Origin of the sequence: Amycolatopsis sp. SID8362 (assembly GCF_010550475.1) — a bacterium.
Lineage (GTDB): Bacteria > Actinomycetota > Actinomycetes > Mycobacteriales > Pseudonocardiaceae > Amycolatopsis > Amycolatopsis eburnea.
Map to the genome: position 1 here is coordinate 101,308 of NZ_JAAGNB010000735.1, position 25,474 is coordinate 126,781.

A 25,474-nucleotide genomic window follows, 5' to 3' on the forward strand; every position below is an offset into this window, starting at 1 on the left:
GGCTCCTGGTCGGCGCGGCCGTCCAGACCGGTCCGACGGTACAGCTCTTGGCTGACGCCGAAACGGATCAGTCGCCGGTGGTACGGACTCAGGGTGGCTACACGGCGGAGTCTCTCGTGGAACGGACGCCGATCCCCGACGGGGCATTGCCGACCAGTGTCGATCCGGCCACGTTGCCCGCCCCGGACCTGGACGGCGAGACAACTCGAGTGGTCCTGACGACGCGGGGCATTCCGGTTGTCGTGCTCGACGCCTACCACCAGGCGGTGCGCGCCCTCGCGGACTCACGGCCGGACTGCCACCTTCCGCTCCCGCTGCTCGCGGCGATCGGGAAGGTCGAGTCGAACCACGCCCGCGGCGGCCAGGTCGACACCGGTGGGACCACGCTGACGCCCATCCTCGGCCCGGTACTCGACGGGGCCGGGTCGTTCGCCGCGATCGAAGACACCGACCGGGGCAACCTGGACGGCGATCCACAGTGGGACCGCGCGGTCGGGCCGATGCAGTTCATCCCGGGAACGTGGGCGAGGTGGCGCAGCGACGCGAACCGTGACGGCAAGGCGGATCCGCACAACGTCTTCGACGCCGCTCAAACCGCCGGGAGCTACCTCTGTGCGACCGGCGGAGACCTCCGAACGGTTGATGGCGCGGCGGCGGCGATTCTCCGGTACAACCGGTCGGCGAAATATCTCGACCTGGTCCTGGCCTGGGAAGGGGTTTACAACGATGGTGCCATCACTGGTCTTCCGGCGTCGGCCGAGCCGCCCGCACCTACCGAGGCTCCGCCGCCGTCGATGGCTCCTACCACGATTGTGGTGGTGCCGGTGCCGACCTCGCCCGTGACAACCCCGTCGATTCCGCCCACTTCGTCCACGACGGACTCGTCGAGTCAGCCGGCGCCGACGGGGACCACGACGACCAGCGAACCATCGCCGTCCTCGACTCCGAGCCTCGGTGTTCCGACCAAGTGAGAGGCAGGCGGTCCGGAACGCTGTGCCGTCGACAGGAGCGCGCATGGGCCGCCACACCCTCATTCGAAACGCCTTGGTGAGCAACGATCTGGTCGCCCGTATTCCGGCGGTGCGTGCCGTGCTGCTCGGGCCCATGGCCTTGAGCGCTCTCGTCGCGGAACCGCCGTGGGTCGTCCCGTTCGTGGCCGCGTTCCTCGCCTACGCCTGCTGGGTCGGTCTGCAGATCGTCGGCCGGATGGCGCCGTCGGCCTGGACGACGGCGTTGGACATTCTCGCGATCACCGTGTTGTCGGAGCTCTCGGGCGGGCCGAACTCCGAGGTGAGCTACGCGTATTTTCTGCTCCCGATCGCGGGAATCGTGACATACCGGGCCAAGCACACAGCGATGGTCGGGGTGGCTTGCGCTCTCGCCTACGTCTTCCTGATCGCGCTGCCGTTGTCGCCTGCGGACGTCGAGGCGCTGGATCCCGGGCATCAGCACCTGGTGGGGTTGTTCCGGGGCGGGGTGAACGTCCTCTACCTGCTGTGGTTCACCGGTGTGTGCACGCTTGTCACAACTGCTCTGCGTACGCACGAACGAAACTTGCGCAGGTTGCGCATGGTCCGGGAGCGCCTGCTGGCGGATGTCCTGTCCGCGGAAGAGCGGGAGCGGGCCACGCTGGCCGACGGACTGCACGACAGTGCGATTCAACGGTTGCTGGCCACCCGCCTCGAATTGGAGGACCTCGCGGGCACCGAGCACGACGAGATGTGGCGTCGGGCCGATACCGCGTTGCTGGAGACCGTCGGGGAACTGCGTGACGCGGTCTTCGAGTTGCATCCTCAGGTGCTTGACGAGGCCGGTCTCGCCGAAGCCCTGTGCCAACTGGGCGCGCGAGCCGGGCGGGGCGGTGAACCGCACGTGAACGTCGCGGTCGAAACATCATGTCCGAAGGAATACGAAACCCTTTTCTATTCCGTGGCCCGTGAGCTGCTTTCCAACGTGGTGCGTCACGCACGCGCGAGCACCGTGGTGGTGAGCCTGCGTCGTCGCGGCGGTCTGGTCTGCCTGGCCGTGGCCGACGACGGGGTCGGTCTCGATCTTGCCGACTCGTCGCGAAATCTGGCGCAAGGGCACGTCGGACTGGCCCGGCAGAAGGTGCGGGTCGAAAGTGCGGGCGGGCAGATGAGTATCGCGGCGCGCCCCGGGGGCGGAACCATTGTCGAAGCGTGCTTGCCCGGCGGCGCGGAGTAGCCGAAGTTCCGCAGCCGGCGTGAACAAGGCGACACTGACAAAAGGCTGGTGACCCGGATAATCGGGAGGAGAGGCAGCCATAAGCTCAGGGGGACCAGCGTGCAGACGTCCGACGAACACGTCCGTGTGGTAGTCGCGGACGACCATCCGATGTTCCGTTCGGGCGTCACCCGGTGCCTGCAGGCGAGCGGCTACATCTCGGTGGTCGGGCAAGCCGGCGACGGCCGCGAGGCGCTCGAGATGATCCGGAACCTGTCCCCGGACGTGGCGGTGCTCGACCTGAAAATGCCGGAGCTCGACGGTGCCGAGGTCTGCCACGCCGTCGTCCGGGATGCCCTGCCGACCCGGGTCCTGTTCGTGTCGGCGTACACCGAGTCGTCGGTGCTCTACCGGATGCTGCAACTCGGCGCGGTCGGCTGCCTGCCGAAGGAGGCTCGCCGGGCGGAGATCGTCGACGCGGTTCGCGCGTGCGGCCGGGGCGAAGGCGCTCTCGCCCCGGCACTCACCGCCCGGCTGGCCGGGGAGATCCGCCTGCGCGCGCGTACCGAAGGACCGGCGTTGACCGATCGGGAAACCGAGGTCCTGCGTCTCATCGCCGAGGGGCGGACGGTTCCGCAGATGGCGCGCGACCTCTTCCTCGCCGAGGCCACGATCAAGACTCACATCCGGCGGCTGTACGACAAGCTGGAGGTCTCCGACCGGGGCGCGGTCGTGGCCAAGGCCATGCGACACAAGCTCATCGAGTGACCAAGGTCTCATCGAGCGGATTCATCCGTCCGGTCGCCTGATCGGACGATTGCGCGGGTTCTCGTTCCGTGTCGCCGATCAGCCGCTGGACGAACGAACCTCCGGGCTACTCCAACAAGATCGTCGGGTATTCGATCGCCTCGCACATGCGGGCCTCACTTGCCGTCAGCGCGCTGCGCAACGCGATCGCACTGCGCGACCCGCACGGTGTCGTGGTCCACTCCTACCGCGGCGCCCAATTCCGGTCGGCGGCCTACCAGCGCCTGTTGCACGCTCATGGGCTGACCGGGTCGATGGGCCGGGTCGGGGCGTGTGGTGACAACGCCGCAATGGAGTCATTCTTTTCTTTGCTGCAAAAGAATGTTCTCGACACCCGGCGGTGGCGAACCCGGGAGGAGCTCCGGCTGGCGATCGTGTCCTGGATCGAGACGAAGTATCACCGCAAACGCCGCCAACGCGCCCTGGGCAAGCTCACCCCAGTCGAGTTTGAGACCATCTACACGACCGCAGCAGCGGCCTGAAAACAGTCAACTCCGGTGTCAACCGAACTCAGGGCAGACCCGTCCCGCCACGTCGCCGGCTGGATCATGACCAAACCAGCCAACCTCGACCCGGCCGACCAGCATCTCGAGCAGTGGATGACCGCCGCCGAGGCCGACGACCTTCCAGCGCTGCGGTCGTTCGTCAAGGGGCTGCGCCGGGTCCAGGATGCGGTGGTCGCGAGGGTCACCCTGCCCTGGAGCAGCGGAGTCGTCGAAGGTCACGTCAACCGGATCAAGATACTGAAGCGGCAGATGTTCGCCGCGCCAAGCAATCACGGAAAGCGAGCCAGAACCACCCTCGCTCGTGTGTTCGCCGCGCGTGTCCTGACCCCGCTTTCTCGGGATAGATCTATTCTCCGCTCAATTCAGTGTAGTGGGATGTAGTGCTCGGGTCCCCGCTCGTCATCGGGACGCCGGCCGAAGATGCGGCGCTCGCTCTCGCTGATCGGGACGTCGTTGATGGACGCCTCGCGGCGTCGCATGAGACCGTTGTCGTCGAACTCCCAGTTTTCGTTGCCGTAGCTACGGAACCATTGCCCCGCTTCGTTGTGCGACTCGTACTGGAAGCGGACGGCGATACGGTTGCCGCCGAAGGTCCACAGGCTCTTGCGCAGCGCGTAGTCGATTTCGCGCTCCCATTTACCCGTGAGGAATTCGACGATCGCGTCGCGGCCCTTGACGAAGGTGGCGCGGTTGCGCCACTCGGAGTCGACGGTGTACGCGAGGGAAACTCGTATGGGGTCTTTGGTGTTCCAGGCGTCCTCGGCGGCTTGCACCTTTTGGCGGGCGGTCACCTCGTCGAAGGGCGGGAACGGTGGGCGGCTTTCGGTCATTTCCTTTGTCCTCTCAACAGATCCGGTCATAACGCCGGCATCAACCGTGACTGCGGCCAAACCGGCGGCAGTACGCTAAGTGGGCCCGCGGCGCGGTCCCAGGTGTAAGTGGCGGCCAGCGAGCGGCAGGCCACCCGATCGATCGGGTGGTCGAGTTGGCCTTGCAGCGCCGCGGCCAGGGCGGCGCCTCGGCGACCAGGGACAGGAGATCCTCCTCGTCGAGGACTGCGACGAGGTCGGGTTCGATCCCGAGTTCCACAGCCCGTTTGTCGAAGTCGGCGCAGTAGCCGCGGCAGTCGGACAGGGTTCTCCCCGCCGCCGAAGACCAGCCGGGTCTCGGAGTCCCTGGTCGACGAGCGCTAGCAGGTGCACGCTGCTACTAGACCGATGGAGGCTTTGCGCGGCTCGACCCCGTCGAGTGCGAGGACGTAGCGCGTTGACCGAGACGCAGTCTCGAGCGTGCACGATGTCGTGGCCGCTGCGCTCAGCGGCGAAGGCGGCGGCCAGCACGTCGATTGATCGGGCGATCGGCGCGACCGGCCGGAAGAACGCGGTGTTACCGCCGCGTCCCAGAGTGAACACGTCGACGCCTGGCGTCTCCGCCGGCGCGAGTGTGTGCAGCACGCCACCCTGGGGGCGGGTGGAATGGGTGAGCTGGGCGACGCTCATTCCGGTGCCCCTCTCAACGAAGCCCTTGGTAGGCCGCCGGTTTGAGCTCCTGCAGGTGGTGCAGGATCCGCCGGGACCGGGCGGTCTCGGCCTCGACGTCCAGCTCAGCGAGGGCCAGCCCGCCTTTGGACGAGGTGCGGGCGAGGACGTCGCCGCCGGGCCCGACGACCTTGGCTTGGCCGAGGAAGCGGAGTCCGCCCATGACGCCGGTCTGATTGGCGGAAGCCCAGACCACCTGGTTCTCCGCCGCGCGAGCGCAGTCGTAGAGGTCGAACAACCGCGACTGCCGGTCCTGCGGGAGTCGCGATGCGCGGTCGGTCACCGACGCCGGCCACGCCGAAAGGCAGGCGAGGATCGCGGCGCCGTCCAAAGCGAGCGCTCGTGCGGCCTCGGGGAAGGTCTTGTCGTAGTCGATGAGCATCCCCAGCCGGCCGATCGGGGTGTCGAAGGGCTCGAAGGTTTCGCCCGCGGCATACACCAGCGCCTCGCCCGCAGGCTGATGCACCTTGCGGTGCCGGCCGAGAACGCCGTCGCCGGAAACGCACAACGCCGAGTTGTAGAGCTGCTGCCCGACAGCTTCGGCGTAGCCGAAACAGACCACCATCGGCCCGGCGAGCGCGATGACCTGCTGGATCTCGGCGGAGTCCTCGGCCAAACCGGGCGGCAGCGAGTTCGGGTCGGGATGACGCAGATCGGACAAGTAGCCGCCCAACGTGGCGTCCGGCAGGACCAGCAGGTCCGCGCCGGCGTCCCGTGCGTCGCCGACGATGCCTGCGATCTTGCGCAGGGCCCGGTCGAGATCGCGCCCGAAGTGTGCGGCCACCGCTGCGATCCTCATTACCACCAAGCCTTCGCCAGTTCTGTGACGTGTTCACGGGAGTCCGCCGCGAGCCCGCGACCACGCTGTACTCGGCGTCGCGGGGTGTGCCGATCCATCGAACGCACCGACCTTGACCCAGCGACGGTCCGGGCGGTAGCCGATCGCCCAGATGATCGACGCGACGTTCTCGCCCGCGAGATCGTGCGAGAGCGGCTCGTCCGCCGGAGCCCAGAAGACCGGCGTGTAGCGCCGGCCGGGCGGCGCCTCGATTCCTTCCCGCTCGGCACAGCGGTCGATGTCGCGGCAGATCGAGTGGTAGACCGCGTCGGCCATGTCCAGCGAGCCGCTCAGCGTGGGCCGAAACGTCATCTCGGTGCCACGGCCGCCGTCGAGCAGATCGTACCGCCGCATCCCCTCCACCGCGAAGGCACGCAGGGCGATATCGCGGCCAGTGACGCAGTGGCTGTTCTCCTCGTGCGGTCACTCCACCGAGGTAGGAGTGCACCTGGGTGTCGTACAGCCCCAGCTCCGCGAGCCACGTCAGCACGTCCATGCCGCGGTAGGAGCGCGCCGCCCGCGGTGCGATCTGCGCGCGGGGCTGGCCGGAGCCGACGACCAGCAGGGCCCCGGGTGGAAGCTGACCCTCGTTGCAGTACCGCGCGGACTCCAGCTGCGTGATCGTCGGATCGATCGCGACCGCCCGGGGCGGCACGATCGACTCGTGATATCCGCCGGTAGCGACCACGACGTGGTCGGCCTGGCTGCCGCCGGCAGCGACTGTGCGGGCGACGGTCATCGGGGCTCCTTGGCGGCGGACCGATTAGCCGGCTCGGGCTGCATGGCGATCACCGTGACGGTGTCCTGCGGAGCACAGGACGACGCCAGCTGCACGATGCGCTCGGCGCTGGCCGCCGCGGCGGTGCACGCGAAGCCGAACTTCGCGCGGACCCGCTCACTCGCCTCGGCAAGAGCAGTCGTCGACCGATCGACGAAGTCGCTGACGGTGTAGCAACCGCCGACAGCGAGGTAGTCGCGCACGACCAGCGACGGCGAGTAGTGCTCCTGCACCGCGCCATCAGGCCAGCGGACGGTCATAGTCATCTCAGGCACGGCCCGCCACCTCCCCACGCCGGCCGCCGCATGAGCGTCGGTGGTTCTGTCGGCCTGATGTGACCGCGTTTGCGACCATTCCCGTGGTCCCCGCTAGGCCGGACATGGCCCGTCCTTGGCCGCCGTGGGCGTATGCGCGGGTAGGACGCGCGATTGGGCACGCAACTGCTCCGGCGTGCACCGGCTGGTGCTGTCGCACGGGCTGCCGATGTACCCGGCCCGCCATCCACCGCCAAGATCGGCGATAAGGCGCAATCGCCACCCGCCGGCACGCCGACCCCGTCCAGCAGGACGTCGCCGTCGCGGCTGGGCCCCGCGCCGGCACGGCGCGCGACGGGCGCGTCGAGCAGGCCGATGCCCTGGATCGCGACATCAACGCGGGTGGACGGGGTCGGCGGGTGGATGACCGCGTCCTGCACGTCGAGCGGGTGCGCAGGCACGACTCCGGCGATCAAGTCCTCCTCGCGCGGGCCGTAGATCGCGGACTCGAAACCGTTACGCAACGCCCTGGTCGCCTGCAGGACGGCGACGAACGAGACCGAGGGCTCGTACGGGATGCCGTGGATCAGGGTGAAGTACGCCTCGCCGTCCTCGGCCTGGAAATCGGGGAAGATCTTGGTCGAGCCGTAGAGGTTGGTGCCCGCGGCTTGCGAGGGATGCGGGATCTCGCCGAGCGGCTTCTCGATGTCGGCCTTGACCTCGGCGTCGACATCGACGGTGAACACGGTGACTCCTTCGGGTGCGGGGGCAGGATCGGACCGCAACGCCGCCTTCCGGCGCTCCCAGACCGGAGTGCTCACGGGATCGCGACGCCGGCGCCGAGCAGCGCCGCCGGAAGCAGGAAGGTGTACAGCGAGGTGAGGACCAGAATGCCACCGAGGACACGCGGTTTGAGCCGGTCGTAGATCAACGCCGCGACGGCGAGGAACGCGACAACCCAGACGACGAGGATCGACTTGAACATCCAGCCGCCGTCGAAAAAGCTCCACCACGCCAGCGGCACCAGCGCCACCCCGATGGCGAGGTTGCCGATCGGTTGCAGATCGAGACCCTTGACCAGCGCGATACCGAGGGCGACGAAGAACAGGCCGTAGAACGTGACCAGCCCGGCCAGCCGGACGCCGGTGTCGCCGGCCGCCCCGCCGAACAGCTTCTGCACGATCCAGACAGCGTTGGCAAGGTCGACGATGCCGGCGACCAGCGTCACCCAGCCGACCGTGACGAGCGGACTCGGGCCGTCGGGCTTCTCCTTCGCTCCGATACCGAGAAACGCCAGGCCGTTGAGCCAGACAGCGAGGCCGGTGATCACGAAAACCACCGAGATGGGAGGCATAAGTGACTCCTTTCGAGTAAGTCCGCCACCCACCAGTGCTACGGTGAAAGCGATCGGACGCCTGCCCTGCTGGTGATTTGCAGATCGGTCAGCAGGAATGTGGGTTCATCGGTCACCTGGTGGCGCCGTCCCAGCCCCAAGGGCTTGGTCGGCGCCACCGTCTTTCCCCGCCTAGTTGCGGGTTCTCAGTCTCGGACAGGGCCGAGAAGTTCCAGGCGAAGCAGGAGTCCGCCAACTCGCCATCCCCGGTGCTCGGACCGGCACGCTCACCCGCGGCGTCGGCATGCGTCGTGCATGCACGACGCCCTGCCGGAAAGCATCCGGGCTCTGTATTTCGCGATGGTTACCTCCAGAATGCATCAGCCGACCCGGTCGTAAAAGCCGGGTTACGCCACGCCGTCGGCATCAACGCGCAAGTGCCGAATAACCTGCGTGGCAGCGCAGCTGATCGACGGAGTCCCCGCAGCGAAGGAGATGGAGGCGATCCTGGCCAGCGGCCCCTGACATGGCCGGAGCGGATCGGTGATCTATCACTGTTGCCCGACACGCGGGCCGGCCGGGGCTGCCAACGTCCGGGCCGACCCGTGTGTCGATGTCAGCCGCGTGGTCCGACGATTCGCAGGTTGAAGGCTCCGTCGCGGGTATGCACGAGCGCTGGGAACATGCCGAACCAATGTTCTGCGGCGCGGGCGGTAGCGAGGGCTGCGGGGTTGGCGAGATCGAGGACGACCTTGCAGTTCCATAGCGCGGGGTCGAGGGCAGCGAGTGCGTGCGGCGACCCCGATCCGGGGTCACGTTCACCTCCACGGCGGCGGTGCGGACCGAGTCGTCGAGCGTGACGGTCCCGTCGCCGGGGGTTCGTGATCCGATCAGCACGGGGTGTCGGACACTGCTCCATGCCCCGGCGAGGGGTTGGCGCCCGACCGCTGCCGAGGATGCCGATTGTGGTCGCAGCGGCCGGCTTGCCGGTTGCGTGGGCGTCGGCGAAGTCCCAGACGATCGCGATCAGGTCGTCGGCGGTCTCGATCTGCGGTAGTTGTCCCGCGGTCTCGATGAGGCGCACCCGCGCGCCGGGGATCGAGGCCGCGTAGGCCTGGCCGACGGCCGGCGCCCCGATCCGGTCGGCCGCGCCCCGGACGACGAGCGTGGGGACGGCGACGCTACGGAGCCGGTCGGGAAGGGTCGGGTCGGCCATGGCGGTACCGCCGAAGAGCGCGAGCGGCACCCGGTTGGCGGCAGCGTCTCCCCACCTGCGGTGCCAGGGGGGTCGCCGGGTCGACACCGTAGGTGGCCAGGTCGTGGACGCCGGCGTCCTCATCGGACACTCGCACGGTGATCGCGGTGTAGCCGACCTGCTCGGCCGGCCCGTGCGCTGCGAACCCCAGAGAACCTGCAGTTCGCACTCGGACAGGTGCGGAGGTTTGACATCGAGCCGTGCAACGTCGCGGGAGCTGGCGGCGCTGCAGGTTCGGGGTCCGGGCCGTCGCACGTGCGGAGGAATCCGCCGATGCCAAGCACGATGACACCAGTTGCCGGGGCGACCGACAGCAACGCAGCCGCGGCGGCCGGACCGGGCGACTCGCCCGGCCGGACCGCGATGAGCGCTACGTCCGCACGCAAGCGGGCGTACCTGCGGACGAGTTTCCGGCATCGGCACCGTCGACAACGTCGGCAGCAGCGCCTCCATGGGGGGCGATGACCTGCAACGACAGCACGCTGGCCGCCGGTGAAAGCACCACCCGCACCGGGACGTTCACACCGACCGTAAGCGCCACTGCGGCACCGATCACGGTGACCGGCACCGCGGCGAACGGCGAGCAGGACGGCACCACCGGCACCACCTACATCGCCCCGCCGACTGCCCGGCACCTGTTCCGGCGCCCGGCACCAGCGGTACCACTGCTGGTGGGTCCGCGGGCGGCGCCCTGCCCGGCCTGCTGTACGGCGTCCTCCCGGGTCTGCGGGGTGGCGACCTCCGTCCAAATACGCCTACAAGAAACCCCGACAACCTCGCAGCTGCCTCACGGTCGTCATTGACGTGACCGTCACCAACGCCACGACAAGCCCCTTGACACGCACCACCCCGCCCTGACTGCCCGGCCTTGGGCGTTCGCCTGTTCGGCGGGGACGGGTTCGTCGGCCGTCACCGAAGTCGCAGCCGTCTCCTCGGCACGCTGTCCAGGATGAACAGCAGCTGCCCGATCTCGGCGTAGCTGTTGACCTCGGCGACGAGCGCGAGGATCTGGTGCTGGCATGTCGAAAGGCATCATGGATGTCCGGAACTCGCCCACGGCGGCCTGGGCGCACCGACCTCATGGCGCTCATCTGCGAGCTCCAGCGTGACTGCAACCGCAAGGACAGCCGGTGTGCCTGTGGAAGGACCTCATGTCCGCGTCGGCCCTAGTTCGACACGAAGGTCTGCCGCAGATCGCCGACGCCCGCGGGAGTGCCGGTGAAGAATGGCCGCCTGCGCGCTGGCCCACGCATACGGCGCCCCCGGCGCCGCTGCGATCGGCGTGCTGTTCCAACAGCACGCAGGACCGAGGTCATCGAGGACGAACTCGACGTGCTCGCCGGCCGGGTCGGCGCCACCTGCTGGTAGTCCACGACCCCAACCCCCGAGCTCGACCGCGCCGTCAACATCCGGGACGCGGCGATCAGCCACGCCAGCTGCCTGTTACATAGACGTCCACTTCGTCACAGCTCTTGAGGTCTGTCGCCGGTCAGGCTTGAGAACAGATTCGCTTGCAGGGTGGGTTGACGCCCGAGTCGGCCGAGGCCGTACCGCTGGCGTGTCGAAGTCTCATTGCTTCGCGGCGGAGCGGGCTTCGGCCGCGAGACGGGCCTGGCCCAGGCAGACAAGGTCCGCCTGGGCCAGACTCGTCAAGAGCGTTCGCGTACCGACGGCTGGTGCGTCTCCCGGCAGGACGGACACGGCTCCCTCGTCTGGACCACTACACCCGATGCCAGGTCGCCCTGGTTGCACGAGGCCACGCTCGTCGACGCTCGGGGGCCCGCCTTCAGCCACGGCCCGTACCGGTAGTAGGTGTTCGGCTCTTCGTTGTGACGGCAGTTCACCCTCGCGCGGAAGTCGCCGGTGCCGGCTGTGCACCACGCCCACCCGGCATAGCTGCCCGCGTAGCCCTTCGAACAACTCGTCGGAGTCGCCTGCGCGACACCTTGGCCGATGAGAGTCGCACTGGCGACCGCAGCCGCGACCAAAAACGTACCGATGAGATGTTTCATCGTCCTCCTTTGCGTTGCCGTACGGAATTCCTCGAGCGATGTGACGTTCACGCCTGCGAGCAGAACCGGCTGAAGGGCGGGTTGGCACCCGGGTCGGGCGGGACACTCGGGTTGATGTCCCACGGGTTCCCGGCCCGCTCGTGGAGGTTGATGCTGCGGCAGGGCCCGTACGCGGTGTCGGTCGCGAATTCAGGAATCTTGGTGAAGTTGAGCCAGTCCCCGCGCAGGACGGGCGCCGCGCTGCCGGTCCGGGTTCCGTTGCGGTCGATGGCCAGCCCGCGGTGGTAGAGGTAGTTGTCCGGCATCCAGCTGGCCCGCAGGATCGGCGTCCACGGGTCGACCGTGCGGACCTTTCCGTCCGCACAGGCCAGGAAGTTCAACTCCTGCCAGATGGGCGGCGCGTCGTTGAACGCGGACGCGTCCACCCCGGACGCGGCTCCCGCGTCGAAGAACAGGGTCCAGATGTCGTCCACCAGCTGCTTGAGGCCCGCGGGCAGCCGTTCGTCAAAGACGACGCGGTGCACCCACTCGTTCGCGGCGTTCACGGGACCGGACTGGCTGAGGATGGGCCGGTAGCCGGTCGAGCCACCGCCGGTCGTCTGCGCCTTGACGCAGGACGCTGCGGTCGGGGCGGCCGCGCCGGTGCTGTCGGTCAGCTCCGGTGCCCGGCGTCCGTCCGCGTAGGCCATACCGGGGAGTTTGCCGTCGCGGCTGGGATCGGCCGATCGCCAGGCTCCGTCGTGGACGTTCAGGTCGGTCATCCGGTAGCGCAGGTCGGGCCGGGTGATCCCGTAGTCCTGCTCGAGTGCTCCGAACAGGTCGACCACGAACGGTGGCAGGTGCGAGTTGCCGGTGCGGTGTTCGTACTGGACGTACTCGGTGCCGGGGATGATCGTGGCGTCGTCGCCGGTCACGAAGGAGACGGTCGCCTTGGCCCTGATCTTCATCCGGTCCGGGTCGTCGAACCAGCTCGGGCGCTGGTTGCTCGTCGGCCGGTCGGTGTAGGGCTGGGCGAAGCCGATCCACGTCGCGGCGCTGTTCCCGTCGGGGTGGTTGACCGGGTCCGCGCCGGCAGCTTCGACCTGCTGTTTCCACTGGCTGATCGTCTGTCTGGTCGCCGTACCGAGCCCGGTGGCCAACAGGATGCTGGTCGCCGAGTCCCGGCCCCACTGATAGAGGCTCGCACTGCTGGCGATGGGTCCGGCCAGCCACGACGCGGGCGCCGCGGTGTCGATCTTCTGGTCCTCGTCGTAGACCGCGGCGGCCTCCACGGCCTCCTCGTGGTACTGGCCGGTGACGGGGACGAACGCGACGGCGTCCCACGCGATCCGGACGGATCCGTCGCCGTCGGCGGTGCGGTTGCTGAGGCTGACGCGGGGTGTCGTACCGCTGAACATGAACGTGCCGATGTTCACCCACCGGTCGCCGCTGCCTTCTTGGCTGATCACCCGCCCGCGTTCGCCGCCGTCGGCGTTGACCCGGTACTCGGCGAGCTTGGCGCGGGCGCCCGGGTCGGGGAGGTGCACCATGATTTTCATCGGGCCGGTGCGGGTCTGGTTCAGCGTCCAGGTGCCGATGGCCTCGCGCTCGGCCGAACCATGGGTGTTGCTCATCCAGAAGTGCCCACCGTAGGCGGCACCGATCTGGTGCACGTCCACCTTGCCGGGGTAGGTGCCGTCGGCGGCCTGCTTGAAGGTGAACCCGAAGCTGCCGGAGCTGGGCGGCTTGGTGCAGTCGGGCCGGATGGACGGCACGTTCTGCGGCAGGTTGTCGACCACCAGGGCGCCCTCGGGCAGGCCGACGAGTGAGCAGACGGGCGGGTAGTTCGTGGCGTCCTCCTGGTAGGCGTAGCCGGGGTCGAACCGCAGCAGTTCCCGCCCGCAGCTGTCCGGGCAGTTGGCCTTCCAGGTGTTGGGCTGGTGGTACCAGCACTTCAGGTCGTACTGGCCGGCGCCGTTCTTGTGCGCGCAGGGGCCCGCGGGCTCGCCCAGCACCTCGTCGGCCTCCGGCGGGAACTCCTCACCCGGCACGCATTGGTTGCTGCTGTCGCAGAACTGGCTGACCGGTGGTTTGACGTTGTAGCGGTCCGCGTCGGAGAGCCACCACGCGGGACGGAAGTTGTGGACCAGGGTTCCGGGCGTTTCGATCAGCTCGATCGGATGTCCCGCGAAGCCGAGCACCTTTTCCGGGTAAGGCCAGTCCTGCGGGTGCGACGCGTCGTTGTAGGACTGCTCCATGAACGGGGCACGATCGCCCGGGTAGCGCGGGTTCACGGGGTTGTTGAGCCAGCCGAGTCCCCACGGTTGCCCGTCGCCCGGGTTGGCGTGGAAGCCGGAGTTGTACGCCCACACGGCGAAGAACCAGTTCTCCAGCCCGTCGGCGGTGCCGTTGTTGATCCGGAGTCCGGCGCGACGGGTCTCGTTCCACTTGTCCTGGAGGATTTGCAGGCCGCGGGCGATGTTGGCGGTGAAGTCGAGGGCGATGGCCCGTTGCTGGTCGTAGGGCAAGGCGATTTCGTTCGGCTTCTCCTTGCCGGCCAGGCGCATGCCGTCGGTGACTTGCATGATGCCGTAGCCGCAGTCGGCCTTGTCCCACCGGATCGTCCAGTCGTCGCCTTCGTCGCCGTTGTAGTAGTCGATGCCGAAGTAGTTGCCGATCAGGGGATTCGCGGTCACGCCGGGGATGGCGAACTTGGCCGCCTGCCAGGTGTTCGACTCCTGGGTGGCGATGCCGAGCAGGATCTGGGCGGGCACGTAGCCGCCGCCGTCGAGGGTCTTCGAGGGGAACAGGCCCTGCGGTGAGTACGCGGGCATGCCGAGGTTCTTCCAGTTCGCCGGGCGCACGACGGTGAGGACTCCCCGGACCGCTTGGTCGGCGGCCCACTCCACCTGACGGGGCTTGGGTTGCATGGCCTGGTTTCGGGGATCGTTGCGGGCCACCGAGCAGTAGCGCTGGTCACCGTCAGCGGGGTCGTTCGGACTTCCGGCGGTGACCGAGGCACGGCCGAGCACCGGACTCGCCGCGGCGCCGTCCGCGAGGTCGTCCCCGGTCGTAACGGACAACGTGAAGGGCTTGGCTGTCGTCAGCGACGTCGCCGTGATGTCCACCCGCTGTGGTGCCGCGAGGCTGGCAGGCGCCACCCGGGAGTCAGGGCCCGCTGCGCGCCGCACCGACGTGACCGCGATCTGCCCCGACAGGGACATCGCCGCGTCGGCAGGCACCGTGACCATGGACACGGCCGGGCTGACCGTCTTGGCGACCTTGGCACCGGTCACGAAGACCCGCCCGCCCCGGCCCGAGCGGACACTGAGGCCGGTGCGGCTGCCGGAGGCCAGTGTGGTCGCCGCGTGGCCGCCCTTCAGGTCGGCTCTGCGCACTGAGGCCGTGTTCGCATCCGCGGCTTCGGCGTAGACCACGCCGCCGTCGGCGTCGGCGGCCAGCCGGTACGGAACCCCCTTCGCCGGGGTCACCACCGTCCGCTTGCCGTCGGTGTCCACGCGCACCACCGCACCCGAATCGGCCGCCGCGATACCCTCGGTGGTCGGGACCGCCGAGGTCAGCTGCCCGGGTACCTGGATCGGCTTGGCGATCGCGCCGCTGACCGTGTCCAGCCGCAGCAGACGAGTGGCGGCCACGTCTTCGCCGCCGCCCTGGGTGAGCACCGCCGACTCGGTCGGGCCGCAGCCCGGGTTGAAGTAGGCGAGGCTGGTTTGGACGGCCAGCTTGCGCACGGCGCCCCCGGCCAGGTCCACGATCGCGGTGAAGCCACCGCGATCGGCCAGGACGGCTTTGTTCGTGAACGTACGCGGTGCGTAGACCACGACCGCCCGGTCGCCCGATGCGGTCACACAGAGGTTGCCGATCCAGGTGTCGGTGTCGAATCCTGGCTCCGACAGCGAAGCCGCCGTGCGCCACGCGTACCCGGTGCGGGCGTCGGCCACCAGCACGTGGAACCCGGCGCTGTCCCCGATGGTGGTCACCGCGCGGTCCGCCGAGTCCCGCCAGCCCTCCCCCAGGACCTGGGCTCGTTCGCCGGGCAAGACCGCGCCGGGTGACGCTGGTTTCGCCGACGGCACCACGAGGTCCGGCCCCGGGGCGGGAGCCGGCTCCGCCACCGCGGCGTTCGGTGTGAACAACAACGAGGAAACCGCGCACAGCAGAGCGAGAGATCTTCGAGCGCGCACGACCACTCCTTCGACGATGAGGTCTTTCGACGCTGGGTTGTTGGTGCCACGGAAAGGGATGCCTACCGGCCATCACGGTCGAGGCGGACTGCCCGGCACCGTCACTTCCACGCGGTGCAGTGGTCGAGGCCTTCCCAGGTGCTGTGCGCGCAGGCCCGATTGGCTTTGCCCACCGTGCTCATCATCACCGTGGAGGCGGAACACGCGGACCCGCTGCCCACCGCGGCAGTCCGAGTCCGGCCGCCCGTGCTGTCGTCGATCGCCTCGTGCCAGACACTCACGGAGTACAGGCAATCCGGCTGCCTGATGTCGGTCACCGTGGTCCAGCTGGCCAGGCACGCGGGTGAATAGCGGTGCTCCACGAGGAACTCCTTCGCGGCGGGAGTCCCGAGCACCACCATGCTGGCGAGTGTCTGCGCACCCGCGCTGCACCCCGCGGACACGGGGCTCTTTCCCGCGCACGAGGCTCCCGTGCAGGAGGCGGCGACCGATGCGCCCGCGACGGTGAAGAAACGACTTTGCATTACTACCTCGAATCAGGAGAACCTGCAAACTTGCTTTCATTCAGCGCCCCAAACCGTGCCACCCCACGCCGGTGAAACCCCAGTAGAATCCCAAAATGCGCTGGTCAGACCCCTCTTGACGCACCCAGCGACGGACGTTTGAAGCAGAGCGACATTGACAAGCGGCTACACCTTGCCGCACCCTGACCTCGCTCCGCTTCTGACCCTTTCCCGGGTGATTCCGATTCCACTTTCGTTCTCCTTGACGTCTGCAACCTCACGAAAGGAAACCGAACATGAGGTCCCTACCGAGACGTGCGACGACGGTCGTCGCCGCGTCGGCTCTCGCGCTGTCGGGGGTGGTCGGCGCGACGCCGGCATCGGCGCAGGGCAGCTGCCCGTACTACGACTACTGCATCTGGGTCGACGCCAACTTCGTCTGGCCCTACTGCTACTGGCCGAACAGCGACGGCAGCTACTGGAACGACTGGTGCGGTTCGAACGGCGGCAACGAGCATCTGGCGGCCAACGCCGCGTCGTCGTACCACAACAACGGCGCGCCGGGTGAGTTCGACTCGGTGCGCTCGTTCCGGCAAGCCTGGTATGCCGGGGACGTGGGGTGGTTCGCCCGCCAAGGCGACAAGGTGAGTTGGGTCGGCATCGAGAACGACGATGCCGAATCCCACTACTGGTACAACGGCTGACCCGACCGGAGGAGATCCCGACATGAAGAGCACGACCGGATCGATGTGGGGGCTGATCGTCGCCGCGGTCCTCGGTTTGCCGGCCTGCGCGGTGTCGAGCGCGAGCCCCGGCCCCGCTCAGGCCGAGCCGGACCTCGGCACGCTGCCGACCGTCACGTCCTACGCCGACATCAGTTTCCCGTTGGACGCCTACCACCCCTCGCCGGACGACAGAGCCTCGATGGCGCGGGCCGGGGACGTCGTCCTGCGCGACTGCATGCGCCGCTACGGATTCGACGTACCGCTGCCCGAGCGGACAGTGCAGCCGGAACCGGCGATCCGGCGGATCGGCCTGATCGACGCGGACGCCGCCGCCCGATACGGCTACAAGCCGCCGGACTTCGACGAGTACTCCCAACGCGTCGCCGACGTGAAGAGCAAGCAGTTCAAGTGGTCACCCCAGATGATGGCGGTGCTCAACGGCGACGGCCCGGCCAGGCTGAACGGCGCGGACGTACCCCCAGGCGGCTGCGGCGCCGAATCGTCCAGCCGGACGGCGAAGGCCGCGAGGGGTGAGCCCGGCGATGAGAACTTCGTGATCCACCTCGAACGGGAGGCGAGCGCCGCGGCCGAGAAGGACAGCCGTCTCACCACGGCGTTCTCCCGGTGGAGCGCCTGCATGGCCGACGCCGGCTTCACCTACAGCGATCCGTGGCAAGCGAACAACGACCGCGCGTTCGCCGACGGGAAAGCGACCCCGCGGATGCTCGCGACAGCGAAGGCCGACGTCGCCTGCCGCGGCCGGGAGCAGGTCAACAGCACCTGGGTGGCCGTCATCACCGCCTACCAGAAGCAGGCGATAGCCGGCCACCGCGACGCCCTCGACCAGCACCGGCAACTGACCCGGACCCAGGTGGCGACGGCACACCGTCTGCTCGCCGGCTGAGCCCGCACCAGAACTCAACCCTTTCGAAGGCCGTGGGCAGGCGTAGGAGTTGCTGACACCACGGTCAGCTCCCCTCGGCGGTCGCCAGCGATCTGCCCATGACCGGATGCCGGTCGCTGGTGCCCTCGAGGGCGTCGATCAGCCGCTGGACCCTCTCGGCATCAGCGTCGCGTCCTTGCTCCCGGTACAGCTCGAGCGCTTCCCGCCACACCTCGCGAGCACGGCCGTTGTGGCCGAGCAGGGCATGCGGGTGGCCAACCTGGTCAAGGGCATCGGCCAGGTGGCACACGTCGCCGATGTCCCGATACAGGGCGATTGCCGCCTCGTAGGCGCGGATCGCCTGCTCGTGCCGGCCGGTCTGGAGCCCGAGGTAGCCCATAGTGTCGAGGATCGCGGCCTCGCCCTCGCGAATGCCGCACCTGCGGCACTGGGCGAGCCCCACATCGCAGTGCTCGGCGGCCCGTTCGTGATCTCCGGCCAGTGCCGTGTACCACGCGGTGAGGCAGCGGGAAAGGGCTTCCTCGACCGGGTTGTCGAGGAAGCGGTGGACCTGCAGGGCACGGGTGGCGTGGTCCAGAGCCTTCTGGTTGTCGCCCATCCTCCGCCACGTCCAGGCGAGCGCTCGGTGGTTGCGCGCCTGGTTGAGGTGGTCCTCGTGCCCTTCGGCCAGATCGAGGGCCTGGTTCAGGTGGCCGATCGCTTCGTCGAACCGGCCGTCCGTGGCGTAGGCCATGCCCACCAGCCGGTGGGTGAGGGTGCGGACAGTCGGCGTGCCGAGGTGTTGGCCCGCTGTCAGCCCGGCCTGCGTGGCGGTCAGCTGGTCCCGGCCGTGGCCCCGGCGATTCTGGAACGTGGTCAGCGCCCAGGCCAGCTGCCAAACGGCGACGTGCCACCCGTGACCGGCGGCGGTCCGCTGGGCCGCCAGCAAGTTGGCGTGCTCGGCGTCGAACCAGGAGAAGGCCGCGCCGGTATCCGGCAGCGGCTGCGGCGTGGTGGCCGAACCGGGCGGATCCAGCCGGATCGGCGGGCGGTGGGGGTCCAGGACCCGGTCCCCGGCGTGCGCGGTGTGCAAGTAGAAGTGAACGACCCGGCGCAGCGCGCTGTCGCGGACGTCGGCCGGCAGCCGGGCGGCGGTGTCCGCGGCGTAGCGGCGGACCAGGTCGTGCATCCGCACCCGGCCCCGCGAATCCTGACTGATCAACGACGCCCGCTCCAGGTCACGGATGACCGTTCTCGTCTGTTCCGGGGAGAGTCCGGCGAGACTGGCCGCGGCCGCCGGGCCGATGTCGGAACCGGGGGCGATGCCGAGCAACGAGAACACGGTGGCCTGGCGAGGCGTGAGCGCTCGATAAGACCAGGACAGCACGGCAGGCAAGCTGGCGCCGGGATCGCCGTCGTCCAGCACGCCCAGATCCCAGTCGCGCAGTTCCGCAGCGAGTGCGCCCAGCGCGAGCCCGGGGCGGGTGCGAGCGTGGGCGGAGATGACGCTCAGCGCCAGCGGAAACCCACCGCACAGTTCGATCAGCTCGTCGGTCGCCGCCGCCTCGGCGGCGATCCGGTCGGCGCCGAGCCGATCCGCCAGCACGGCACGGGCCTGGTCGTCGGACAGCACGTCCAGGCGCTCATGGTGGGCGCCGTGCCCGATGAGCAGAGCCGGCAGCTGGTTGCGGCTGGTCACGATCACGGTGCACCCCGGGCTGCCGGGCAGCAGCGGGATGATCTGGTCGGCATCTGCGGCGTTGTCGAGCAGCAACAGGATTCTCGTGCCTGCCAGCAGACTGCGGAACAGGCCCGCCTGGGCGTGCGGATCGGCCGGCATGCGCCCGGGCTCCACGCCCAGTGCGTCGAGAAATCCCCGCACGGCGACACTCGGATCCATCGGCTCCCGATCGGGGCTGAAACCCCGGAGGTCGACGAACAGCTGGCCGTCGGGAAATCGCCCGGCGTGCCGGTGTGCCCAGTTCAGGGCCAGCCACGTCTTCCCCATTCCGCCCGCGCCGGCGATGACGGAAATGGTCATCGCCGTGTCCGGCGCGTCGCGCAGTGCGACGTCGAGCCGGTCCAGTTCCTCGCGACGGCCGACGAAGGGTACCGGCGGAGCCGGCAACTGCCTGGGCACCGCCACCGGCCTGACCACTGTCCCCGCGGGACCGCCGCTCAAGGCCGGATCGGCGGCGAGGATCTGCCGGTGCAGGTCCTGCAGTGGCGGGCCCGGCTCAGTCCCGAGTTCCGCCACCAGCCGCTCCCGGATGCCCCGGTAGCCGGCAAGCGCGTCGGCTGTGCGGCCCGCGCGGTGCAAGGCCAGCAGGTGTTGGGCCGCGACCCGCTCGTCCAACGGGTGCTCGGCCGCCCGCGCAGCGAGGTCGGCGACGAGGTCCTCGCCGTGGCCCAGCCGCAGCACAACGTCGGCGAGGTCGGACTCGGCGTCCAGGCGTTCCCGGTGCAGCCGGGCTCGTTCGGCTTCAGCCCACTCGCCGTCCAAACCGGTCAGCGCGTCCCCGCGCCACAATCCCAGAGCTTCCCGCAAGCAGACCGCTGCCTGCTGATCGACCTCGGCGAGTGCCCGCGCGCGCAGGTCGTGGAAGCGCTGCAGGTCGACCGCCGACGGCGTGACCGTCAGGACATAGCCACCCGAGCGCCGCACGATGGTTGCGGTGCCTGGGAGCAGCGCCTGCCGCAGCTTGGACACGTAGGTCACCAGCGTCTGCCGGGCCCGCAGCGGCGGGCGCTCGCCCCAGACCCGCTGAATCAGGCGGTCGACCGATACCACCTGATTGGCGTCCACTGCCAGCGCGGCCAGCACGCACCGCTGGCGAGCCGGTCCCAGGTCGACCACCGCGTCGTCCGCCAGCGCGAACACTGCACCCAGAAGACATATCTCCACCGTGCCCCCCATTCCCCGGCTGCCGGTCTGCATCCCCCTGACCGGCAGCTGTGGAAGGTAAAGGGTAGTTTACGCCCACAGGTTTGAACAGTGGCTTTGTGCTGCGCAGTGGTGCTTGCGGGCCAGATGACGTCGGCGACGAGCATGGGCGAGAGGCTCGGGTCGGCCGAGATGACCCTCGAAAATCTGGTAGCTCGGAATTAGAAGACGATCAAGGCTACGCCGGGCACTGTCGTGGCGATCACGCCGAAGTTCTCTGCTCAGGTGCCTCGGTGCCCAGCGCCCCAAAGGTTTTCGGTGAACCACCCGAAGATCGCCGATGCCGCCTCCACGTGGAACCTCCTGCAACTTCGGGACGCCGAGCTCCATGCCGTCTCGATGCCGGTCGCCCGTTCGTCTGGCGGTAATGGAGGTCAATTGACCGGTACTGGTGTGCCAGGGCGTCCGGCCGTCGCCGTGTGACCGAGCCCAGGGAACCAGGCCCGCGCCAGCGGTTCACGGCAGCCACTTCACACCCGGGCTCGATCTGCAGCTGCGGGGCCTGTGCACCGCCGGCGCTTGGCCTGGTGAGCCGTGGCCGTCCACCGCGAGCCCGCCACCCCTCGGCACCCGCTCACGCCGCACCAGCACCGAAAGGGCAATCGTCGTGTCCAAGGAAACCAGCACGTGGCTCAACACCAATGTCCTCATCGGATTCACCGACAAACGCGGCCACGCCTGGCACTATCGCGCCGAAGACCAGACCCCCGAACCGAACCACTACCCCGGCCCGATCCCATCAGCGACGTCAAACGGCGCCTGTTCAGCTGGACCGCCGAGCCGGCCCGGGTCTTCGTCGAAGGCCGCTTCGGGCTCCGGCTCTCCGAGCACCACCTGGGGGTCACCGCCTCCGATAACGGCGACATCCTCGCCAACCACACCAACGGATACGGAATCCACCCAGTACGGATCTGGCTGCTGGACAACGTCGCCGCCCTCCTCGACGACGGCCTCGCCATCGGATCCGCCGGCCTGCTGCCTGAAAACCCGCTACAAGCGCGTGGTCACCAACGTCTTCTGCGACAACACAATGGCCGCCGGGCTGCGCGAAGACGGGCAAGAAGTCGCCATCGTCCACAAGCGCAACAGTGCCCTGCAGCTGCTCCGCCCGTGAAGTGCTGCAGCTCGTGCACACCGTCGCCGACGACTTCGCCGCCGAAGTCAAGAAACTGTGTCAGACCACGGTCACCGACCGCGCCTGGAAAGCCTTCCTGGACGCCCACACCCCGATCCCCGAGCAGCCGGGCAGGGGACGCACCAACGCCGCCGACAAACGTTCCGCGCTGACCCGGCTGTGGACCAGCGACAGCCGGGTCAGCCCGTGGAAGAACACCGGGTGGGGTGTGGTGCAGGCGGTCAACACTCACCTCAACCACGAGGCCGTCATCAGCGGTGCCAGCCGCGCCGAACGGAACATGACCCGGGTGATGCGCGGTGAGCTGGCCAAGAATGACCGCGCCACGCACCACCGCCATCCTGTACAAGGTCCTCGCCGCCGTCTGAGCAACCCCGGTCCTCGGTCGATAACGTGCGGAACCGACGGCTGGACGAACACCGGCCACGGCATCTCCATCGCTGTGTCCCGCCCGAGCGTCTACCGCTGCCACGACTGCATCGCCTGCCTGGACGCCCTGGCCCCTCTGGATCCGGGGTTCACCGACGAACGCGCCTACGCCGACCGCGACACCGAACTCAGCCAGCTGAATGTGACAACGCTGTGGGAACAGGCTGCGCCGCTGCTGGCCACGATCGATCCGGCGCGGGATGCGTTCACGATGCTGGCCGACCTCATCGGCCCGGCGCTGGCCCGCGACGTGGTCACCGCGATCACCGACGCTGGTGACCGGTCATCGATCGCTCCGTCACCAACTGGTGAGCCGCCTACCGCTACCCCGAACACCACCCGCGCACCGCACCGGCCCGTGCTGCCTACCGGTTCGATCACCTCTGGCCAGTGCGGGTCAACGGCCGCGCCGTCGGCGCCGTTCGCCGCGTCACCGCCGGCCTGCTCGACCGCTACGAGCCCCGCACCCTCACCGGATCCGTACTGCATCCCGACCCGCCCAAGGACGAGCAGCCTTCCGACGGGCTCCGTCCACGCCGCCGCCGACGCCCTCACCACGTGGACGGCCGATCGCGAACCCGCGATCGATGCCGTGGCACCCGGCCACACGTGACCTCGCGGGACGGCGCGGCCTCGACCACGCGACCAGACCCCGCGACACCGGTCAAGGCCCAGCCGGCGACCTCGGCGAGGCCGCCGGCCCTGGATGTCCCGGGTCGTCCGCACACCAATCCCGCGCGAAGCCACCTGAATGAACCGGGAGTCCCCGAGTCGGCACGCCGTCCCCGGGCGAGCCGAATCCCGGTTCGGGCTGGCCCGGCCAGCGCACGCGCCGCGCCGGCCCGGCCAGCCCCCTTCACCCCGCAGACTGACTGGCCCACGTCGTCGACGCGCTGCGGGCGATCACGTCGGGCGCGTGCGGATCCTCGGCTTTGGTCGGCACGGCGACGACGGTGGGATTGATCGCGGTTCTGGGCGCGTGAGGGCTTGCGCACCCTGGCCCACGAACACCGCTGAGCTGCTCTGCTCCTCATTCATATCTTGAGTCAGGAACGATGGACCGCGGATGCGCACTCGGTGCGCGCTCATCCCGGCTGGCCTCGACGCCGACTCCCTGCCCGGGCGCCGGCGTCGACGAATAGCTGGTCACTTTGCTGCTTCACGGGCATCGCGGCCCGCCGGTCTTCGACTTCTCGCGCCTACCGGCGGCCGCCTCCGCGAGTCAACAGCTCGGGTAGCCGGACACCCTGCAGTGGTTCCCCGTGCGGACCACCTGGTGCGCCGCCGCAGCCGGTGCCGGTAGCGGCTCGGCGAGGCGAACCGCACCGGAATCAGCAGTTCCGGATCTCCCACCTCGTGACGTCTTGCCCCCAGGGGTTCGGGGGAAGGTACCACTGCCCGGCTGGGTGATTGCCGTAATCGTACCAATAGGTACCGGTCCACGAACGAAATTTCGCACAGCCGCCGGGACCGATGTAGGCGCCGTGGGCGTAATTCCACCGGAATTGGATATCCGTACGCCATCCGGGCGGCAATATCGCGTCATAGAGGCCGCTGTCGTAAACCCCGTCCATCAGGCTCATCACCCCCTGGCCGATGGAGCTCTGATTGCTGATGTAACTCTCCAGAACGACAGCAGCGGACGACTCGGCGCGCGAAGCCAAACCCGCGTCGCCCGCGACCGAGGGGAACCAAGCCCTTGGTGCGCCGCTGGCTGCACTGGCAAGGTCCCGATCCTGTGTTTCGGCCGCCTGGGCCGCGGGTGCGATCATCACGGGCACGGAAAGCAGGGCCACGAGTGCGGCCGCGGCCCTCCATCGAGCGCGCGATGCGGTTTTCATCCATTGCATGGTGAACAACATTTCTCCTTTTGCCGTCAACTTATTGACCTGACTCCGGCGCAGCTCACGATGTGGAGTCCGGCTGGCCCTATGCGTACCTGCCGGTGTCAAGATGCACGTCACCGGCCGGCCTTGTCGATCGAATCAACGCACACCTGTTTAGTCTCCGTGCACACTTGGGCGACTGGTTTCGGATCCGGCATACGCGGGCGGAAGAGACTACGGAGTCTCAGCAGCGGGTTCTGCTATCGCTACCGAGCGCACGACGAACGCGCACACATGCCGAACGATCGGTCGACGGTCGGTCTCGCGCCATACCTCGGCCTCGTCGGGACCGAGACCGTTGGAGCGAGCGACGTACGACACCAAGGGCAGCTCGGCCGCCAGTCGGTCCACGACGTCCCGATCGCCCCGAGCGCGCCGCGGTCTCGGAAGCGGTGCGCGGAGGCTTCCGGTGAGGTTTCCATGCGTCGGCCGCGACCACACAAGCCCGCGTGGACTCGGCACTGCGAGACGGGCTGTCATTCAACCTGCAGCTGCGCCACTATGGTGAGTATTGGTTGTGACGGTGTGAACCGACCGCAGATGTCCGTGGTTTGTGACTGCGGTTGGCGGTCGTTTGCTTGATCAAGGGTCTGCCCAGACTTCGGTTGACACCGGAGCTGACTGTTTCTCAGGCCGCTGACGTGGCCGTGTAGATGGTCTCAAACTCGACCGGGGTGAGCTTGCCCAGGGCGCGTTGGCGGCGTTTGCGGTGATACTTCGTCTCGATCCAGGACACGATCGCCAACCGGAGCTCCTCCCGCGTGCGCCACCGGCGGGTATCGAGAACGTTCTTCTGCAGCAACGAAAAGAACGACTCCATCGCAGCATTGTCACCACACGCACCGACCCGACCCATCGACCCGGTCAGCCCATGACCGCGCAGCAGGCGCTGGTAGGCCGCCGATCGGAACTGGGCTCCGCGGTCGGAGTGGACCACGACGTCGTGCGGGTCGCGCAGCGCGATCGCGTTGCGCAGCGCGCTGACGGCGAGTGAGGCCCGCATGTGCGAGGCGATGGAGTATCCGACGATCTTGTTGGAGTAGCAGTCCTTGACCGCACACAAGTACAGCTTGCCCTCACCGGTGGGATGCTCGGTGATATCGGTCAGCCACTTGGTATTCGGCGCGGCGGCGGTGAAGTCCCGGCGCACGAGGTCGTCGTGCACCGGCGGCCCCGCCTGGCGGGAACGGCCTTTCTTCCTGGCGTGCAGCGAGAAGATCTTCTGCATCGAGCAGATCCGCCACACCCGGTTCTCCGAGGCAGTGAACCCGCGGCGGGCG

General features: G+C 68.6%; 20 protein-coding genes and 1 pseudogene. 8 read left to right on the forward strand and 13 right to left on the reverse strand.

Annotation, left to right across the window (positions count from 1 at the left end):
• The first annotated feature begins 116 nt into the window (after positions 1 to 116).
• From G3I65_RS22870 to G3I65_RS59070, 5 genes and pseudogenes are all read left to right on the forward strand, one after another.
• Positions 117 to 971, forward strand: a complete 855-nt coding sequence (locus G3I65_RS22870) for a lytic transglycosylase domain-containing protein (protein WP_160697918.1) — start codon at positions 117 to 119, stop codon at positions 969 to 971.
• Between the two features lie 43 nt (positions 972 to 1,014).
• Positions 1,015 to 2,205: a sensor histidine kinase gene (locus G3I65_RS22875; protein ID WP_160697919.1), complete on the forward strand. Its 1,191-nt coding sequence runs from the start codon at positions 1,015 to 1,017 to the stop codon at positions 2,203 to 2,205.
• A 126-nt stretch (positions 2,206 to 2,331) separates the two neighbouring features.
• A complete protein-coding gene (locus G3I65_RS22880) occupies positions 2,332 to 2,952 on the forward strand; it encodes a response regulator transcription factor (RefSeq protein ID WP_309235637.1) in 621 nt (206 codons plus the stop codon).
• Positions 2,953 to 3,059: 107 nt separating this feature from the next.
• Positions 3,060 to 3,473: pseudogene (locus G3I65_RS22885) on the forward strand (DDE-type integrase/transposase/recombinase); the annotation flags it as partial.
• A 15-nt stretch (positions 3,474 to 3,488) separates the two neighbouring features.
• Positions 3,489 to 3,878, forward strand: coding sequence for a transposase (locus tag G3I65_RS59070; RefSeq protein ID WP_203612472.1), 390 nt, complete (start codon positions 3,489 to 3,491; stop codon positions 3,876 to 3,878).
• Here the strand turns inward: G3I65_RS59070 and G3I65_RS22895 are convergent.
• The 10 genes from G3I65_RS22895 to G3I65_RS22940 all read right to left on the reverse strand — a co-directional run bounded on the left by G3I65_RS22895 (position 3,860) and on the right by G3I65_RS22940 (position 16,213).
• Positions 3,860 to 4,327 carry a nuclear transport factor 2 family protein gene (locus G3I65_RS22895; RefSeq protein ID WP_160697922.1) on the reverse strand — a complete coding sequence of 156 codons (468 nt, stop codon included), beginning with the start codon at positions 4,325 to 4,327 and terminating at the stop codon, positions 3,860 to 3,862. The genes G3I65_RS59070 and G3I65_RS22895 overlap by 19 nt on opposite strands.
• Positions 4,328 to 5,009: 682 nt before the next feature.
• Positions 5,010 to 5,834: a carbon-nitrogen hydrolase family protein gene (locus tag G3I65_RS22900; protein ID WP_375336708.1), complete on the reverse strand. Its 825-nt coding sequence runs from the start codon at positions 5,832 to 5,834 to the stop codon at positions 5,010 to 5,012.
• A 33-nt stretch (positions 5,835 to 5,867) separates the two neighbouring features.
• A complete protein-coding gene (locus tag G3I65_RS22905; RefSeq protein ID WP_160697924.1) occupies positions 5,868 to 6,227 on the reverse strand; it encodes a hypothetical protein in 360 nt (119 codons plus the stop codon).
• Positions 6,228 to 6,608: 381 nt separating this feature from the next.
• On the reverse strand, positions 6,609 to 6,917 hold the full coding sequence (locus G3I65_RS22910) for an MSMEG_0570 family nitrogen starvation response protein (RefSeq protein ID WP_166640447.1): 309 nt from the start codon (positions 6,915 to 6,917) through the stop codon (positions 6,609 to 6,611).
• On the reverse strand, positions 6,914 to 7,651 hold the full coding sequence (locus tag G3I65_RS57480; protein ID WP_239071382.1) for a hypothetical protein: 738 nt from the start codon (positions 7,649 to 7,651) through the stop codon (positions 6,914 to 6,916). Before G3I65_RS57480 ends, G3I65_RS22910 begins: the two co-directional genes overlap by 4 nt.
• 71 nt (positions 7,652 to 7,722) lie before the next feature.
• On the reverse strand, positions 7,723 to 8,235 hold the full coding sequence (locus tag G3I65_RS22920) for an AmiS/UreI family transporter (RefSeq protein WP_160697926.1): 513 nt from the start codon (positions 8,233 to 8,235) through the stop codon (positions 7,723 to 7,725).
• A gap of 619 nt (positions 8,236 to 8,854) precedes the next feature.
• Positions 8,855 to 9,484 (reverse strand): alpha/beta fold hydrolase, encoded by a 630-nt coding sequence (locus tag G3I65_RS22925; RefSeq protein WP_160697927.1) that lies wholly within the window; start codon positions 9,482 to 9,484, stop codon positions 8,855 to 8,857.
• 379 nt (positions 9,485 to 9,863) lie between these two features.
• Positions 9,864 to 10,100: a hypothetical protein gene (locus tag G3I65_RS22930; protein ID WP_160697928.1), complete on the reverse strand. Its 237-nt coding sequence runs from the start codon at positions 10,098 to 10,100 to the stop codon at positions 9,864 to 9,866.
• A gap of 1,452 nt (positions 10,101 to 11,552) precedes the next feature.
• Positions 11,553 to 15,689: a hypothetical protein gene (locus G3I65_RS22935; protein WP_160697929.1), complete on the reverse strand. Its 4,137-nt coding sequence runs from the start codon at positions 15,687 to 15,689 to the stop codon at positions 11,553 to 11,555.
• A 101-nt stretch (positions 15,690 to 15,790) separates the two neighbouring features.
• The gene (locus G3I65_RS22940; protein WP_239071383.1) at positions 15,791 to 16,213 is read right to left on the reverse strand and encodes a DUF2690 domain-containing protein; all 423 of its coding nucleotides are present in this window, start codon (positions 16,211 to 16,213) and stop codon (positions 15,791 to 15,793) included.
• A 275-nt stretch (positions 16,214 to 16,488) separates the two neighbouring features.
• Here G3I65_RS22940 and G3I65_RS22945 point away from each other — a divergent pair, with 275 nt between their 5' ends.
• Positions 16,489 to 16,896, forward strand: a complete 408-nt coding sequence (locus G3I65_RS22945; RefSeq protein WP_160697931.1) for a hypothetical protein — start codon at positions 16,489 to 16,491, stop codon at positions 16,894 to 16,896.
• 22 nt (positions 16,897 to 16,918) lie between these two features.
• On the forward strand, positions 16,919 to 17,821 hold the full coding sequence (locus G3I65_RS22950) for a hypothetical protein (protein ID WP_160697932.1): 903 nt from the start codon (positions 16,919 to 16,921) through the stop codon (positions 17,819 to 17,821).
• A 64-nt stretch (positions 17,822 to 17,885) separates the two neighbouring features.
• Here the strand turns inward: G3I65_RS22950 and G3I65_RS22955 are convergent, their stop codons facing one another.
• Positions 17,886 to 20,738 (reverse strand): BTAD domain-containing putative transcriptional regulator, encoded by a 2,853-nt coding sequence (locus G3I65_RS22955; protein ID WP_239071384.1) that lies wholly within the window; start codon positions 20,736 to 20,738, stop codon positions 17,886 to 17,888.
• Positions 20,739 to 21,859: 1,121 nt separating this feature from the next.
• On the opposite strand from G3I65_RS22955, the gene G3I65_RS22960 reads away from it, so the two are divergent.
• Complete coding sequence (locus G3I65_RS22960) at positions 21,860 to 22,921, forward strand: DUF932 domain-containing protein (protein WP_203612473.1); 1,062 nt, start codon at positions 21,860 to 21,862, stop codon at positions 22,919 to 22,921.
• Between the two features lie 718 nt (positions 22,922 to 23,639).
• Here G3I65_RS22960 and G3I65_RS22965 read toward each other — a convergent pair.
• Together G3I65_RS22965 and G3I65_RS22970 are read right to left on the reverse strand one after the other, a co-directional pair.
• The gene (locus G3I65_RS22965; protein ID WP_160697933.1) at positions 23,640 to 24,170 is read right to left on the reverse strand and encodes a hypothetical protein; all 531 of its coding nucleotides are present in this window, start codon (positions 24,168 to 24,170) and stop codon (positions 23,640 to 23,642) included.
• Positions 24,171 to 24,822: 652 nt separating this feature from the next.
• Positions 24,823 to 25,474, reverse strand: a 652-nt coding sequence (locus G3I65_RS22970; protein WP_160697285.1) for an IS3 family transposase, incomplete at its 5' end; no start/stop codon positions are given.

What these genes read in the sequence shown, in the direction of transcription:
- G3I65_RS22875 (WP_160697919.1), top strand. Translation starts at nt 1,015, where the DNA reads ATGGGCCGCCACACCCTCATTCGAAACGCCTTGGTGAGCAACGATCTG.
- G3I65_RS22895 (WP_160697922.1), bottom strand. Translation starts at nt 4,327, where the DNA reads ATGACCGAAAGCCGCCCACCGTTCCCGCCCTTCGACGAGGTGACCGCC.
- G3I65_RS22900 (WP_375336708.1), bottom strand. Translation starts at nt 5,834, where the DNA reads ATGAGGATCGCAGCGGTGGCCGCACACTTCGGGCGCGATCTCGACCGG.
- G3I65_RS22905 (WP_160697924.1), bottom strand. Translation starts at nt 6,227, where the DNA reads ATGCGGCGGTACGATCTGCTCGACGGCGGCCGTGGCACCGAGATGACG.
- G3I65_RS22910 (WP_166640447.1), bottom strand. Translation starts at nt 6,917, where the DNA reads ATGACTATGACCGTCCGCTGGCCTGATGGCGCGGTGCAGGAGCACTAC.
- G3I65_RS22940 (WP_239071383.1), bottom strand. Translation starts at nt 16,213, where the DNA reads ATGCAAAGTCGTTTCTTCACCGTCGCGGGCGCATCGGTCGCCGCCTCC.
- G3I65_RS22945 (WP_160697931.1), top strand. Translation starts at nt 16,489, where the DNA reads ATGAGGTCCCTACCGAGACGTGCGACGACGGTCGTCGCCGCGTCGGCT.
- G3I65_RS22950 (WP_160697932.1), top strand. Translation starts at nt 16,919, where the DNA reads ATGAAGAGCACGACCGGATCGATGTGGGGGCTGATCGTCGCCGCGGTC.
- G3I65_RS22955 (WP_239071384.1), bottom strand. Translation starts at nt 20,738, where the DNA reads ATGCAGACCGGCAGCCGGGGAATGGGGGGCACGGTGGAGATATGTCTT.
- G3I65_RS22965 (WP_160697933.1), bottom strand. Translation starts at nt 24,170, where the DNA reads ATGTTGTTCACCATGCAATGGATGAAAACCGCATCGCGCGCTCGATGG.